The organism is Aquirufa beregesia, from assembly GCF_011090385.1.
Classification (GTDB): Bacteria; Bacteroidota; Bacteroidia; order Cytophagales; family Spirosomataceae; genus Aquirufa; species Aquirufa beregesia.
Genome location: NZ_SEWW01000002.1, coordinates 28,821 through 42,276 on the forward strand (window position 1 = coordinate 28,821; position 13,456 = coordinate 42,276).

Here is a 13,456-nt window from a genome sequence, read left to right on the forward strand (position 1 = left end):
TACATTTATGTCTTTTGTATCGTTAAATAACGGTGTTGAAATGCCCATTTTAGGTTTTGGAGTATTCCAAATTCCTGATGCTTTTGCTTGTGAAAAAAGTGTCAGTGAAGCCTTGGAAGTGGGTTATCGGTCCATTGACACGGCCGCATCGTATGGTAATGAAGCTGCAGTAGGGTTGGCCATTAAGTCTTCTCAAATACCCCGCCAAGAGATATTCATCACCACTAAATTTTGGGTTCAAGGAAAGGGATTTGAAGGGACTTTAGCTGCCTTTGATACATCGATGCAAAAATTGCAGCTTGATTATCTAGATTTATATTTGATTCATCAGCCTTACGGGGATGTATTTGGAGAATGGCGTGCCATGGGAAAATTATACCATGAAGGGCGCATCCGAGCGATTGGCGTAAGTAATTTTCAACCTGATCGTATTGTGGACTTACTGAATCATACGGAGGTAGTTCCAGCCATCAATCAAGTAGAAACACATCCATTTCAACAACAAATTACGAACCAACAATTTTTGCAGGAGCATCAAATTCAAATGGAATCTTGGGGCCCTTTTGCCGAAGGGAAAAATGGGATGTTTGAAAATTCGGTGCTGGCTTCTATAGCTCAGGCACATGGAAAATCCATCGCTCAAATTATTTTACGTTGGCTTATCCAGCGGGGAATTGTAGTTATTCCTAAAACAGTTAATCGATATCGGATGGTTGAGAATTTTCAAATATTTGATTTCAGTCTGACTGAAGGAGAAATGGAAATGATTCAAACATTGGATACAAAGACCAGTAGCTTTTTTGATCACCGCGATCCTACTATGGTTAAATGGTTGGGAACAAGGAATATAGAAAATGGAATTGTTTGATTTGTGTAATTTTTACGCTTTCTATTTGAATACATTTGTACACCTTTTTATAAATATCAAACCATGATAAAGAAATTCACCTTACGGATTAACAAGAAATCTCAGACTGTTGAGGCAGATGAAAACATGCCGCTTTTGTGGGTGCTTCGAGATGTATTAGATTTAAAAGGAACCAAGTATGGTTGTGGTGTGGGTTCATGTGGTGCATGCACGGTACATTTAAATGGTATCGCAGTTCGTTCCTGCCAATTGCCTATTTCAGCTTTGGCCAATCAAAATATCACCACCATTGAAGGGCTTGCAGAAAAAGGAGATCATCCTGTTCAAAAGGCTTGGTTAGATGTAGATGTGGCTCAATGTGGTTATTGCCAATCAGGTCAAATCATGAGTGCGGCAGCTTTATTAAAAAGCAATCCGCATCCCAGCGAAGTAGATATTGACAATTTTATGTCTGGAAATATTTGTCGATGCGGAACCTATACGCGTATTAAAAAAGCCATCCAACAAGCAGCCTCTAAGTAACATGAAAAAGACAGACACAACTTACAGTAGACGCTCGTTTTTAAAAGTTTCTTCACTTTCAGGCGGAGGTTTGATGTTAGGTATTTCGTGGTTGGCAAGTGCGAAACCGGAAGCGACTTTAGCGGCATTGAATATTGAACCTACTTGGCAAGAGCTGACAAGTTATATTAAAATCACTCCAGAAAATGTAATTAAGATTTTCTCTCCTAATCCTGAGTTTGGACAGAATGTCATGACCTCATTACCGATGCTGATTGCTGAGGAATTGGACGTTGATTTTAAAAGCATCGTAGTAGAACAAGCAAGTTACAATCCTGCGCTTTTTAGCCGCCAATTTACGGGAGGAAGCCAGTCGATCCGGTCAGCTTGGAAACTACTTCGTACTGCAGGAGCATCGGCTCGGCAAATGATCTTGACGGCAGCTAGCCAAGCATGGAATGTTCCTGTTTCGGAATTGACAACTTCCAAAGGACGGGTGAAACATGCCGCTAGTGGAAAATCAGCAAGCTATGGTTCTTTCTCTACCGCAGCATCCAAATTGCCAGTACCCAAAGACATCGTATTAAAAGCGAATAAAGGGTTTAGACTTTTAGGAACTCCACAGAAAAATGTGGAAGGACCAAAGATTGTCCATGGTCAACCCTTGTTTGGTATGGATTATAAAGAAGCAGGAATGCTCATTGCCATGACCGAGCGTCCCCCTGCTTTTGGCATGCGTTTGAAATCATTTGATGCTACGGCAGCCAAAAAAATGCCTGGGATTGTGGATGTATTCACGATTCAAGTGTATGAGCCTACACAAAAATTGGCCATGTTTGATACTCGTTCATTCAATGAAGTCATTGCGGTAGTAGGTAAGACAACATGGGATGTGATGAATGCACGTAAAAAGCTGAATGTAGTTTGGGAAAATGCACCAGATACCAAGGAGATCATGAACAACCGTGAGACGATTGTTCCTGCTGGGCTGGAAAGTACTTCCAAGCATTATGCGGACATGTTGGCCATGGATAAAAAGCCAGGTCGTGTGGAGCGTAAAGATGGTGAACCAGAAAAAGCTTTTGAGGCAGCGAAGCATGTTATTGAGCGCACCTATACCGCACCATTTTTGGCACATAATATTATGGAGCCGACTAATACTTTTGCTCATTTTCAAGGAAATAAAGTGAGGTTTGTGGCACCTATTCAGGGCCCAGATTTTATAGCCAATACGATTGCAATGCGTTTGGGGATTCCTAAAGAAAATATTGAGATACAGTTAGCCCGTATGGGTGGTGGATTTGGTCGTCGGGCATATGGTCATTATATGGTGGAGGCCGCTTTGATTTCCAAGCAAGCTAATGCACCTATTAAATTAGTTTACAGTCGGGAAGATGATGTAAGCGGAGGTATTTATCGCCCAACCTATCAGCTGACCTATCGTGCGGCATTTGATGAAAATAAGCGTTTAACAGCGATGCACATTAAAGGCGGAGGCATTCCTGAATCACCTTTACATGCGAATCGTTTTCCCGCGGGAGCATTGGATAATTATTTAGCAGAAAGCTGGTTTATTCCTTCCAACATCACCGTGGGAGCTTTCCGGGCACCTCGATCCAACTTCAATGCAGCGGCGGAGCAGTCGTTTTTAGATGAGGTTTCAGAATACATGGGCAAGGACCCGATTGCTTTCCGTTTGGAATTATTGCAAAGAGCCAAGGATAATCCTGTAGGTAAAAACAATGATTATGATGCATCCCGTTATATGGGCGTGTTGGAATTAGTACGCGATAAATCGGGATGGGGCAAGCCAGAGAATGCCAATAAAAAACGCGGTGTATCGGCTTATTTCTGCCACAATTCGTATGCTGCACAAGTCATAGACCTTCGAGTGAAAGATGGTCAGGTAATTGTAGACCATGTTACTTCCGCAGTGGACTGTGGAGTTGTCGTAAATCCTGAAGGGGCCAAAAATATGGCAGAAGGTGCAGCTATCGATGGAATAGGGAATGCATTATTTGGTAACTTAAGTTTTACAGATGGACGTACAGATCAAAAGAATTTTGATACCTATCGGATGATTCGCCATAATGAGGCGCCTAAGAAAATCGATGTACATTTTGTAGCGAATGAGACGGATCCTACGGGTTTGGGAGAGCCTCCTTTCCCACCAATTTTTGGAGCCATGGCCAATGCACTTTATAAGGCTACAGGTAAGCGATTGTACAAACAGCCTTTTGGGAATCAAATAGGCTAGTCTTTTCAGGAATAGAAAGCCCATCCATGCCATTGTATGGGCTTTTCGTGGATTTCAATAAAGTACTTTACATGCTGGATGGGATAGATTTTTTCATTTACATGCATATTGAAGCATGTTTTTTCCTTAATGAAAGGTAACAGACATTTTTATCAAAATTTTATAGAATTCATTTGTTTCTATAGCGATTTAAACGTTTAGCCAATACGCTAAAGACGGAGTCTTCATCCAGAGCTTCCCCCTCATTTTATCGGAAATCGGGATGAATTTTGTATTATCGTAATCTAGATATACAACGATGACATTCCTTTCTAAGAAATTGACCTCCTATGGCTTATGCCTATTCCTACTATTGCAGGTAAATTCCATGCTGGGCCAAGCCACCAATCCTGTGTTAAAGCTTTTTCCTGTCGGCACAGTTCTCCATGCCAACATCCCTTTTGCTCAGGATACCTTGAAAAAGCATTTATTAGATATTTACTTGCCAGCTAATACGACGGGCAAAATTCCTTTGGTGGTCTTCATTCATGGTGGAGGCTGGTTGGTGAATGATAAATATGCCGATATGGGTTATATGGGGAATACGCTGACCGCCATGATCAATCGGGGCTTTGCCGTGGCATCCATTGATTACCGCTGGGCTAGTCAGGCTATTTTTCCTGCGCAGATTCAAGATTGCTATCAAGCACTAACCTTTCTTTGCGAGCAGGCGGATAAGTACCAACTAGATAAAAACAAAATCGCTATTATGGGCTTTTCTGCCGGTGGACACCTTGCCTCGTTGGTTGGCCTAGCCAATAACAACAAAATTCCTGAATTTTTCATGAAAGGGAAAGCTCAGAAATTCAATATCAAAGCTGTCGTGGATTTTTATGGTCCTTCGGATTTAACGGGTCTTGAAAGTAGTGATGACCCTAAGGCTCCAGAAGCCATATTATTGGGGGCTGTTCCAATAGAGCGCCCAGATTTGGCCAAAAAAGCGAGTCCGGTAAGTTATGTAGACGCACAGGATCCATCCTTTTTAATTATTCATGGGGAGAAGGACAAGAGTGTCAACAACAAACAATCCAAATTGTTGAGCGGATGGCTTAGCAGCGTGGGAGTAAAAAATGAGCTAATCATTGTCAAAGATGCCCCGCATTTTGGGCGAATGTTTGATACAGAAGAGCTAAAAACCAAGGTGTTGCATTTCCTAGAAGGAGCTTTACAGCAGCCTTAATTTATTCTCCTAAACTGGTGATTGAAGTTGTAATTTAATCCAACACTCCACAGAAGGTCATCTCCCGCCAAAGCCGATCTTAATTTTTTGCTAAAAATAGTGGTTAAGGATATAGGACTTTTTTTCTTGGAAATGATCAATGACCCACTTAAGTAAGTACCGTCTATATCATCCATTTTCAAGTAGAAAAATTGAGGAATGATACTCGCTTGCCAGTTTTTGTGCCAAGAGAGATTGGAGAAAATGGTTTTAAATGCTAAAAAAGTCGTGCTTTGAGTGACGTCTTTAGTTAATCCAGTCGAGCCTAAATAGTTGACCCCCAAGGCAATATTTTTGTGGACCGATAAGGTGGGTGTGGCCTCCCAAGCAAAGAATCGCTGCACTTTTAAATAACTGGTATTAATACCATTGACATTCGCATCTTCTGTACGAAAAACAATGGCAGGATGCGCCCCCACGCTCATTTTGAAGTTTTTTTGTTGGATGGTTTTATATCTCCACCAAAGTACAAATGCCCATGGTTTCCCGTCCATTCCAAAGCGGAACATCGGATCAAAGCTCAAGCGGCCTTTACCGATGGATAAATCAAATAATATGGCAGGTTTACCCAAGGAAAAAGATGGAATTAAAGAAACGCCATTATTGGTAGCAGTAATTTGACCAGCAAAAAAAGAAGGTGTTTTGGTTGTATCAGTTTGAGCGAATAGATGGTTGACACTTGCTAGGAATACTAGCAAGAGCGTGGTTTTAAATTTCATTAGGATTGATTAAAGAGAGATGCAAAGGTCCGTATTTTTTTACTAAAATGAAATTAGGGGCTTATTTTACCCCTTTTAATGGATATACGAGCTTGATATTCCACAAAAAGGGCCTTGAGCCTTCTACCTTAGATTCAAAGGTTTTGTTCATGGTAGATTTAAAAATGATAGGAAAATCTTGTAAAGAGAGACTGATTTCAGAAGTCAAATAATAGCCGTCATTGCCGTCGATGTTGAGGTAATACAATTGCGGAGTAATGCCCAAAGTTACTTTTTTACTTAGTAGAATTTGGGATATATCGGCATACAGTGTGACAAAGTTTAAAGTACGTAAAGTGCCAGCATCCAAACCATGCGACCTTAAAAAGTAGATTCCCATGGTTAGATGTTTGGACAATTGATAACGAGGAAACATTTCTAGAACAAAATAGCGATCCGTTTTTTGAATTTGGATAGAATCATTCGTGGTAGGGATGGGCATTGTAACAAAATTGAGACCTAAATGCGTCCCCACATTCATCTTAAATTTTGATTGATTTGGACTTAGGTTATAGCGAAACCAAAATAGGGAATACCAAGGTTTGGCTTCTAGTGAAAAGGCTAATTCTGGGTCAAAGCTGAACCTTCCTTTGGAAACGGACATATTAACTATGGTAGCGGGCTTTTCCAATGAGAAAGAAGGAATAATTGAAAGACCATTGTTGGTGATACCTATAGAACCAGTAATTTGGGTAGGCTTTGGTAGTTGAATCTCTTGAGAAAAGGTAGTTTTTGATTGTAATAAGAATAGACAAAGGAGATAAATGCCTGCTTTTTTCATTTCCGTTTAATTTGCTTTAAATTGTAAAATTAGCCTGTTTCGATTGGCTGAGGATTATACATTTTACGGAAATGCTTACCATTTTATAGCCATATGGAAGATAAGATTAAGGAAAAAGACTTTGCCATTAGGAATTTGGATTCAGTAGAATCATGTAATGCCTATAATGAGCATTCAACTATTAATCCTTGGATAAGTATCATAGATTTTTCAAAATCCACACCTAAATGCCGGGAATGGATGCGTTTGGGTTTTTACTGCATTATGTTGAAAGATATCCATTGTGGGGATTTGAAATATGGTATTAGTCAATATGATTACGATGCAGGGACGCTCTTGTTTTTTGCACCCAATCAGATCTATAAAGTAGACAAAGTAGGAAGCTTATCGGTCCCCCAAGGTTTATGTCTTGTATTTGATGAAGAGTTAATTCGAGGAACTTCTTTACAGAAGCAAATTCATAGATATTCCTTTTTTTCCTATGAACATAATGAAGCCTTGCATGTGGATGAAGAAGAAAGAAATAATGTGATGGAAATTATAGCTAAAATTAATCGAGAAATTAGCCCAGAATTAGATGCTTTAAGTAAGAAATTAATTGTTACAAATATCGAATTACTTTTGGATTATTGCAGCCGATATTATCAAAGACAATTTACGAGTCGACAACCCTTGCATCAACTCATTTCTGATAAATTTGCTGATTTAGTAAGAGAGTTTATAATCACAAGTAAATCAGATGATTATGGATTGCCAACGATAAATTATTTTGCGAATAAATTGCATATATCGACCAATTATTTAGGAGATGTTATTAAGAAAGAAACCCAGCAAACGCCTATTGAAATTATGCATCAAATAATGATTAATCAGGCGAAAGAATTATTGCATGATTTTGAGAAGAATATTAGTGAAATTTCTCATCAATTGGGCTTTACGTATGCGTCACATTTCACGCGCTTTTTTAAGAATAAAATGGGTCTTACTCCGATTGAATATCGACGAAATTTGAATCGGTAGATTTTCTAAACTTTTGCTGTATTTTTTGCAAGACGATGCTTGTTTTCAAGAAAAACCGCATTTGAGTAAAATCAATGAATATGAGCTTTTCGTCTCATATTCACGACCATCAGCTTAGGTCAGGTAGTAGATGCCTTTAGTTTAAAAGTAAATGGTCAAACAGTGGCCATCGGCCAAATTAGCGCAAAAGTAGATCTAGGATCCAGTTTACAAGTAGGTGTCAATAAGATGAAGTTTCAGTAAGTACAACCTTAAATAATCGATTCTTTTCCTTGAATAAAGCCGTAGCTGACCGTGGAATTATTCAAGCCTATGGATGGATTGCTTGGGCCAGTTATTTTTCAACCATATACCAAACAAATATTGAAAATCAATTAGTCAAAAAATCCTCCTGAAAGTATAATTTTCAGGAGGATAATTTTGTTATATATTTACTGCCTAATGTGCTGACTATTCAGAATTTGTTTGCCTGTGGATAATAATTCTTTACTAGTTAAATAACCACTTGATTTGAGTAAAATTTCCCCATTAGGAAAAATAAAAAGTAAGGTTGGATATCCCGAGATATCGTATGTTGTACTTAAAATTCTACCCTCTTCTTGTTCCCCATCTAGTGCTACATTAATAAAATTTTGATTGAAAAAAGTCCCCACTTCTTGGTCAGAAAAAGTATATTTTTTAAGCTTTTTACAAGGGCCGCACCAAGTCGCAAAAACATCTAAAAAAACAATTTTATTTTCCTTTTTAGCTCTAGCTAAAGCGCCAGTCCAATTTTCTTTTTGAAAAATAATACCTCCATTGGGATCTTTATGAAAGTCAACAGAGGGGTTTTCAAATAAGTATATCGTAAACAAGGTAGCAAGACCTAGGGTGACAAATATGATACTTTTCATGTTAGTTCTGTTTAAATTCCGCATGGACATTTATATCAATAGATTTATTAATATTTGTTGAGGGTTTTCCACTAGTGAAAGCAATTCCATACTCAGCTAAAACGACGAAAAATTTACTATCCACAAAAATATTTTTTCCTTTTACATTGATGCTCCCTTTTTCCCTTATTGTATTGGTTTTATCTTTCATCGTTAATTCTCCAGTAATTTGAGCTGGATATGTTCCATCTTTGTCGAAATGGATAGCAGATAGATTGGTAATTTTCCCCACTAACTTAGCTTTGGGAAATTGCTTGGTATCTAGAAATTTGTTATTATTAAAATGTTTCTGCATCAAGGCTTTTTCGAATTCAAAGCTTTGCATGGGAACAGAAAAAACAACTTCCCCAGTTTGTGTGTCTATAGTCCCAATAGATTTAAAATTTTGAGCTTCAATATCTTCAGCAACCGTATGAGAAAAGATCTTGATAAGTATGGTATTACTTATTAATCTCTCCTCTACCATAGTAAAGGAAGAAGTAGTGAAAAAAGAGGCTAGTAATACGAACCCCAATAGATGTAATTTTTTCATGTTTATTATGTTTATAGTTTAAAATTCTAATGATTGTTTTATGTCACATTTTTCTAAAATAACATCCTCATACATTTGAAGATCAGCATCATAAGAAGCACCTGATCTGATGACACCTTTTATTTGTACTAAATCTCCAATTTTTATATCCTTAGTATGTTTATTCGTTTTTTTTGTGAAGGTACATTGAATGCCTGCTTTACTATTTTCTTGTTTCAAAAGGAGAACGATATTACCTGCTAAATCCTTTTCAAATTTTGAAACCTTTCCGTTTACGGACAATATTTTTGAATCACCTTCTGCATCAAGATATTTTTGATTTGCTTTTTTAGGATCCAATAAATATTCATCGACCAATTCATTTGCAGAAATAGAATAATCTGCCTCTAATGAAACGACATCCCTATGTGGCATTTGAAATTGAAATACTAAAAATGCGGTGATTACTAGTAGTATTATGGCACTTATTACCCATACCTTTCGAGCTATTTTTTTCATTGTAAATGTTTATTTATAAAACTTAATGTGATAATCACGGATTTGTCACCCAATAGAATTAATTTTTCTAAAAAAATATACTTGGTTATTTTGTAGAATAGTTACTTGTTGACAATGGCTTAAATATGTTATGATAAATGGCAAACGGAAGTTGAAATCTGCAGATTGATATTCGACAAATGTGCCACTGCATTCAAGAATACCAACAGGGTTAAATCTCGAAATGTTATACTGTTTATTTTCTTTAAGATTCATGACAAACCATGAGCCAGCACCTTCTCCTGCTAACCATTGTGCTGAATCAGGTAAATTTTGAGGAATGTTGGGTTTAGCAAGGGTATTTTTCGATTTTGCTATATGAGTATATGTCATTTTTTTGTTCAAGTTGATTTGAATGATATGATTTTAAGGCTACTACATTCCAAGCTGGGGTAGGAGTAAATGTCAGCGGGATAAATAGTCGATACCAAAACCTAAAGGAAGGTTTTCCAAACAATATGACAGTTCTAACAAACCTTGAACAATTGGTGCCATTCCATATAAATGGCCCATATTCAATAGCTCCCTTTTGTTGCATACTAATAGCCTTTATATAGGCTTTTTTGAAATCAATTGGGCAGTATGATCCAATTAGATTTCCTGTTCCATGACAGGATTTATTTTTTTCTACATATTGGAAGATCTCCCTTAAATTTCTAATTGTGCCATCTTCAATTTTAGCTCGAATAGGAATTTCAAGATCAAAATCCGTGCCTTTGTTTCTTACTCTACCATGCCCATTGGGGGCGTGATATCTTCCAAAATCGAAGTAATGACAATCTCCGTTTTTCTCATAAATTAGAATAACGGCAGCATGGCCAACCCGGTAGTAATTATTTTTTGAGATACCGAGTATGTGCATTAAATAATCATACCAAGCACCGGTTTTTTTACACAGTGTTTCTGGCCACGCTAATGAGATAGCAAAACCATTATGCTTCAATGTGCTCATAGGAAAATTCATGATGTTTATTTTTTGGAGATAATAAGTCAATATACTTAAAGCTAAAGCCCTTATAATCTTGGATAATTTGAGAGATACTAATAGTTTTGAGTGCATTGCCTCTTTCCATCATGATATCATTCTCCTTATTTATTCCTAGGCTACCCTTATGAAAGTCAAGGATATTTTGAGGAGGATTGTGTAGTAACCATTCTTGAAAAAGTTGCTCTCTTAAAAGCCTAATTTCTGGGCTGTACAAAGTAGCGGAGGACCAAATTTTGGTTTTTGATGTATCTAATTTAGAAACATGCTTTTGCTCCCCATCCCACCGTAATTCTGTTAATCTTGGCGTTGATTTATTTTCAAGCATGATTAGCGTAAATGGTTCTACATCATCAAAATCCATGAATGCTTGGAACATCTCTGCATTTGGATAGATAAAACTGTCAAGAAGCACTTGTCCACGACTTAATTTGTAAGACTCTTTCTTAGTATGATTTTCAAATGCTCCATTGAGTAAACAGGCAATTCTATTTTCACTAGGACTCAGTGCAATCCATGTTCCACCTGATTGAAGATCTTTGGGGAAAATTAAATGGGAACCTTTCATGTGATAATTCTTCGGAATATCAGTTGGCCGAATTACTTTTTCATCTCGATTGGATGTGAGAATGAAACCTGTTTCAGTTGGGATATAACTTACTGTGCACATGATGTTCTTTCTTGATATTGAATGGTAGAATTAGCGTAGCCAAATGTTGGTTTAATGATTTCAGATAAATTTTGCTCGATTAAACTAACTCGAATGAGAGCCTGGTGATGGATACTATGTTCCAGACAGTAATATAGTTCCCTCCCGAAACTGCTAGTAAATACTTGATCTGAAATAGAAGTGTCTTGAATTTGTAAGAGAGTATTTTCAACGTTTTTACTAGCTAATGATAGCATGGTATAACCAATAAAATCATTCGCTAATTCAAGGTTTATTTCAATATTCTTATTCCGTTCTCGTTTACTATAATCAACAAAAACGAAAGACTTATTTGTCAGTATTCCTTCATAAAATTCCAATATATGACGTACATGTTCTCCAATGGAAGAACCTAGCAAATATTTGGACTGATACCTATATTGCTCTTCAGAAAGCTGTTCTAAAAGCAACTTTAAATCCTTCAAGTTTAGAATGCATTGATTAATCATGAGAATCATTTAAAGATGTATTATTTAGTTAAGTATAAGGTTTTGATCACGTGAGTGCCAGTTTTAAGGTTTACTCCAAATAATTCTATTTTAGGTATTTGGGGAAACCAGAAGGAACTACCCACTAAATGAATGTAGATTTTGTTCAATACGAATTCTTCTTTTTGTATTTGAGTTACTACATAAAAGGTATTGTCATCTGCTTTTTTGACAGTAAAAATTTGCTTGGCATAAGACACAAAATGAAATGTTGCATTCTCTTTGGTTTTCGACAGAAAATGTAAGCCATATGCATACTTTTGTTGAATCCAAGTCAATGAAGAGATCCTTCCATTTTCCGTATGCTTTACCCAATAAATAGTTATTGGGTTATCTTTAAGGTGACCTTCTTCATCGGTTTGAATGGAGTAGATAATTTGATTAGCATCTTTACTTCGTTCAATGATAAAGCCTGAATTTATCACATTGAAACAAAGTATACATCCCAGGAATAGTTGTGTCATCTCATCGTTTATTTGGGTATACCTTAATATCTAAAAACAAAAAAAATCACCCGGTGGAAGGTGATTTTTTTAAATTGTTTTTAAAATATGCCGATTTTAATCGATTTGCTGCTCTTTAATTTTTTTAATCTGTTCTACACATTTGTGTTTTTGATTTTGAGCATTATGTCTAGTAGAATAGCCATATTGAATTTGAATTTCCTCTATGGGCTTATTTTTAAAGAAAATATCGTGTAAAAGCCGATTACAATGATCGGTAATTCTACTCATTAAATATTGCAGCCTGTCCGTGTAACTTTTTTCTTCTTCAATACTTTGCTCAATAGTTTCAAAAAATAAGTGATATTCTTTTTCTGAAATATCAAGGAAAGAGGGCATATTTCTAATCTTATTGAACCAGAGATATTTAGCAATAGCAAATACGTAAGTTTTTAATGAGGCCGTTAGTTGAAAGTCATCATGTCTAAGCTTTTCAACTAGAATAATCATAGTATCTTGAAATATATCTAATGAATCATCAGGAGTCCCTTTATTATTCAGAATAAAGCGATTAACAATCGGGAAATAGGATTTATATAATTCGCCATATGCAAAATTGCATTCCTTTTTTAAGTCAATAAGTAGGCTTTCATGATCCATGTTGGTAGTAGAGGAGGTACAAATATTAGATATTCATTTTTAATAAGCCTAATATTCGTCCATATAAGATCAATTTTACCTTGCATGTTTGTGCGATCCATCACAAGAAGGCATTTTTTGGGAAAGGCCACAAATACAATCACTTAATCCCTTGCCAATAAGGATGCGTTTTGTGTTTTTTTCAATTCTGGAAATTCTTGTGGCAGCTTGTTTTGGCTCCGCAAAATGCATCAAATACATTCTTTGTCGACCCGGAGTTAATCGTGCAAAAGCTGTTTTTAATGCTTCATCCTCATCCATGGCGCTTTGAAATTCCTCTGGAACAGCATAATCCTCAATTTTTTTTAAGGTCACTTTGGCACCCGATTTTTCCACTTCAATCGCTTCTAAAATATACGCTTTAATCAGTGCTTCTTTGGATAGGATATCGTCAAGATGGGTGAATCGAATTTGTCGGCTCGACTGTGTATTTTCCCCTGGTTTACTAAAGACGTGGGCAGAATCTTTTAATAAAACGCCTTTAAAAAACATGATGGCAACGTATTCTTTGAAACCTTGTAGAATAACCAAATTCGACTTGTCATGGGAATAGCAAGGGGAGCTCCATTTCAAATCTTCTTCCAAGCCCATCTCCAACAATAGGCTTCTCAGTAAGCTTAATTCCGCTTGCCATTTGTCTAGTTTTACCAGAAAGGCATCTACTTTAGGATTCATGAGTCACATTTTT

At 36.8% G+C, this 13,456-nt stretch carries 18 protein-coding genes; 6 read left to right on the top strand and 12 right to left on the bottom strand.

Annotation, left to right across the window (positions count from 1 at the left end; genetic code table 11):
• Nucleotides 1-7: 7 nt before the first annotated feature.
• From EWU23_RS03990 to EWU23_RS04005, 4 genes are all read left to right on the top strand, one after another.
• Nucleotides 8-868: an aldo/keto reductase gene (locus tag EWU23_RS03990; protein WP_166229105.1), complete on the top strand. Its 861-nt coding sequence runs from the start codon at nt 8-10 to the stop codon at nt 866-868.
• A 63-nt stretch (nt 869-931) separates the two neighbouring features.
• Nucleotides 932-1,390: a (2Fe-2S)-binding protein gene (locus EWU23_RS03995; protein ID WP_166229107.1), complete on the top strand. Its 459-nt coding sequence runs from the start codon at nt 932-934 to the stop codon at nt 1,388-1,390.
• Nucleotide 1,391: 1 nt separating this feature from the next.
• Nucleotides 1,392-3,626, top strand: coding sequence for a xanthine dehydrogenase family protein molybdopterin-binding subunit (locus tag EWU23_RS04000; RefSeq protein WP_166229109.1), 2,235 nt, complete (start codon nt 1,392-1,394; stop codon nt 3,624-3,626).
• Nucleotides 3,627-3,924: 298 nt separating this feature from the next.
• Nucleotides 3,925-4,845: an alpha/beta hydrolase gene (locus EWU23_RS04005; protein WP_235942143.1), complete on the top strand. Its 921-nt coding sequence runs from the start codon at nt 3,925-3,927 to the stop codon at nt 4,843-4,845.
• On the opposite strand, the gene EWU23_RS04010 is transcribed toward EWU23_RS04005, so the two are convergent.
• Both EWU23_RS04010 and EWU23_RS04015 read right to left on the bottom strand, forming a co-directional pair.
• Nucleotides 4,842-5,603 (bottom strand): hypothetical protein, encoded by a 762-nt coding sequence (locus tag EWU23_RS04010; RefSeq protein ID WP_166229111.1) that lies wholly within the window; start codon nt 5,601-5,603, stop codon nt 4,842-4,844. The genes EWU23_RS04005 and EWU23_RS04010 overlap by 4 nt on opposite strands.
• A 61-nt stretch (nt 5,604-5,664) precedes the next feature.
• The gene (locus tag EWU23_RS04015) at nt 5,665-6,423 is read right to left on the bottom strand and encodes a hypothetical protein (protein ID WP_166229113.1); all 759 of its coding nucleotides are present in this window, start codon (nt 6,421-6,423) and stop codon (nt 5,665-5,667) included.
• 93 nt (nt 6,424-6,516) lie between these two features.
• On the opposite strand from EWU23_RS04015, the gene EWU23_RS04020 reads away from it, so the two are divergent.
• Nucleotides 6,517-7,443 (top strand): helix-turn-helix domain-containing protein, encoded by a 927-nt coding sequence (locus EWU23_RS04020; protein WP_166229115.1) that lies wholly within the window; start codon nt 6,517-6,519, stop codon nt 7,441-7,443.
• 272 nt (nt 7,444-7,715) lie between these two features.
• Entirely contained in the window at nt 7,716-7,838 is a 123-nt protein-coding gene (locus tag EWU23_RS14130; RefSeq protein WP_262886075.1) for a hypothetical protein, read from the top strand.
• A 36-nt stretch (nt 7,839-7,874) separates the two neighbouring features.
• On the opposite strand, the gene EWU23_RS04025 is transcribed toward EWU23_RS14130, so the two are convergent.
• From EWU23_RS04025 to EWU23_RS04070, 10 genes are all read right to left on the bottom strand, one after another.
• Nucleotides 7,875-8,336 carry a thioredoxin family protein gene (locus tag EWU23_RS04025; RefSeq protein ID WP_166229117.1) on the bottom strand — a complete coding sequence of 154 codons (462 nt, stop codon included), beginning with the start codon at nt 8,334-8,336 and terminating at the stop codon, nt 7,875-7,877.
• A 1-nt stretch (nt 8,337) separates the two neighbouring features.
• Complete coding sequence (locus EWU23_RS04030; protein ID WP_166229119.1) at nt 8,338-8,907, bottom strand: YceI family protein; 570 nt, start codon at nt 8,905-8,907, stop codon at nt 8,338-8,340.
• 18 nt (nt 8,908-8,925) lie between these two features.
• On the bottom strand, nt 8,926-9,405 hold the full coding sequence (locus tag EWU23_RS04035) for an OB-fold protein (RefSeq protein ID WP_166229121.1): 480 nt from the start codon (nt 9,403-9,405) through the stop codon (nt 8,926-8,928).
• 45 nt (nt 9,406-9,450) lie between these two features.
• Nucleotides 9,451-9,777, bottom strand: a complete 327-nt coding sequence (locus EWU23_RS04040; RefSeq protein WP_166229123.1) for a DUF6695 family protein — start codon at nt 9,775-9,777, stop codon at nt 9,451-9,453.
• Entirely contained in the window at nt 9,734-10,396 is a 663-nt protein-coding gene (locus tag EWU23_RS04045) for a DUF6695 family protein (RefSeq protein ID WP_166229125.1), read from the bottom strand. The genes EWU23_RS04040 and EWU23_RS04045 overlap by 44 nt, the downstream gene beginning before the upstream one ends.
• On the bottom strand, nt 10,377-11,099 hold the full coding sequence (locus tag EWU23_RS04050) for an NRDE family protein (RefSeq protein WP_166229127.1): 723 nt from the start codon (nt 11,097-11,099) through the stop codon (nt 10,377-10,379). Before EWU23_RS04050 ends, EWU23_RS04045 begins: the two co-directional genes overlap by 20 nt.
• Complete coding sequence (locus EWU23_RS04055) at nt 11,087-11,587, bottom strand: hypothetical protein (protein WP_166229129.1); 501 nt, start codon at nt 11,585-11,587, stop codon at nt 11,087-11,089. Before EWU23_RS04055 ends, EWU23_RS04050 begins: the two co-directional genes overlap by 13 nt.
• Nucleotides 11,588-11,607: 20 nt before the next feature.
• Nucleotides 11,608-12,090 carry a DUF4833 domain-containing protein gene (locus EWU23_RS04060; protein ID WP_166229131.1) on the bottom strand — a complete coding sequence of 161 codons (483 nt, stop codon included), beginning with the start codon at nt 12,088-12,090 and terminating at the stop codon, nt 11,608-11,610.
• A gap of 96 nt (nt 12,091-12,186) precedes the next feature.
• Nucleotides 12,187-12,729, bottom strand: coding sequence for an RNA polymerase sigma factor (locus EWU23_RS04065; RefSeq protein WP_166229133.1), 543 nt, complete (start codon nt 12,727-12,729; stop codon nt 12,187-12,189).
• A gap of 75 nt (nt 12,730-12,804) precedes the next feature.
• Nucleotides 12,805-13,443 (bottom strand): DUF1801 domain-containing protein, encoded by a 639-nt coding sequence (locus tag EWU23_RS04070; protein WP_166229135.1) that lies wholly within the window; start codon nt 13,441-13,443, stop codon nt 12,805-12,807.
• Nucleotides 13,444-13,456 lie beyond the last annotated feature (13 nt).

Coding starts and splice junctions, on each gene's coding strand:
- EWU23_RS04065 (WP_166229133.1), bottom strand. CDS start 12,729: ATGGATCATGAAAGCCTACTTATTGACTTAAAAAAGGAATGCAATTTT.
- EWU23_RS04030 (WP_166229119.1), bottom strand. CDS start 8,907: ATGAAAAAATTACATCTATTGGGGTTCGTATTACTAGCCTCTTTTTTC.
- EWU23_RS04035 (WP_166229121.1), bottom strand. CDS start 9,405: ATGAAAAAAATAGCTCGAAAGGTATGGGTAATAAGTGCCATAATACTA.
- EWU23_RS04015 (WP_166229113.1), bottom strand. CDS start 6,423: ATGAAAAAAGCAGGCATTTATCTCCTTTGTCTATTCTTATTACAATCA.
- EWU23_RS04005 (WP_235942143.1), top strand. CDS start 3,925: ATGACATTCCTTTCTAAGAAATTGACCTCCTATGGCTTATGCCTATTC.
- EWU23_RS04040 (WP_166229123.1), bottom strand. CDS start 9,777: ATGACATATACTCATATAGCAAAATCGAAAAATACCCTTGCTAAACCC.
- EWU23_RS04025 (WP_166229117.1), bottom strand. CDS start 8,336: ATGAAAAGTATCATATTTGTCACCCTAGGTCTTGCTACCTTGTTTACG.
- EWU23_RS03990 (WP_166229105.1), top strand. CDS start 8: ATGTCTTTTGTATCGTTAAATAACGGTGTTGAAATGCCCATTTTAGGT.
- EWU23_RS04020 (WP_166229115.1), top strand. CDS start 6,517: ATGGAAGATAAGATTAAGGAAAAAGACTTTGCCATTAGGAATTTGGAT.
- EWU23_RS04070 (WP_166229135.1), bottom strand. CDS start 13,443: ATGAATCCTAAAGTAGATGCCTTTCTGGTAAAACTAGACAAATGGCAA.
- EWU23_RS04060 (WP_166229131.1), bottom strand. CDS start 12,090: ATGACACAACTATTCCTGGGATGTATACTTTGTTTCAATGTGATAAAT.
- EWU23_RS03995 (WP_166229107.1), top strand. CDS start 932: ATGATAAAGAAATTCACCTTACGGATTAACAAGAAATCTCAGACTGTT.
- EWU23_RS04055 (WP_166229129.1), bottom strand. CDS start 11,587: ATGATTAATCAATGCATTCTAAACTTGAAGGATTTAAAGTTGCTTTTA.
- EWU23_RS04045 (WP_166229125.1), bottom strand. CDS start 10,396: ATGAGCACATTGAAGCATAATGGTTTTGCTATCTCATTAGCGTGGCCA.
- EWU23_RS04050 (WP_166229127.1), bottom strand. CDS start 11,099: ATGTGCACAGTAAGTTATATCCCAACTGAAACAGGTTTCATTCTCACA.
- EWU23_RS04010 (WP_166229111.1), bottom strand. CDS start 5,603: ATGAAATTTAAAACCACGCTCTTGCTAGTATTCCTAGCAAGTGTCAAC.
- EWU23_RS04000 (WP_166229109.1), top strand. CDS start 1,392: ATGAAAAAGACAGACACAACTTACAGTAGACGCTCGTTTTTAAAAGTT.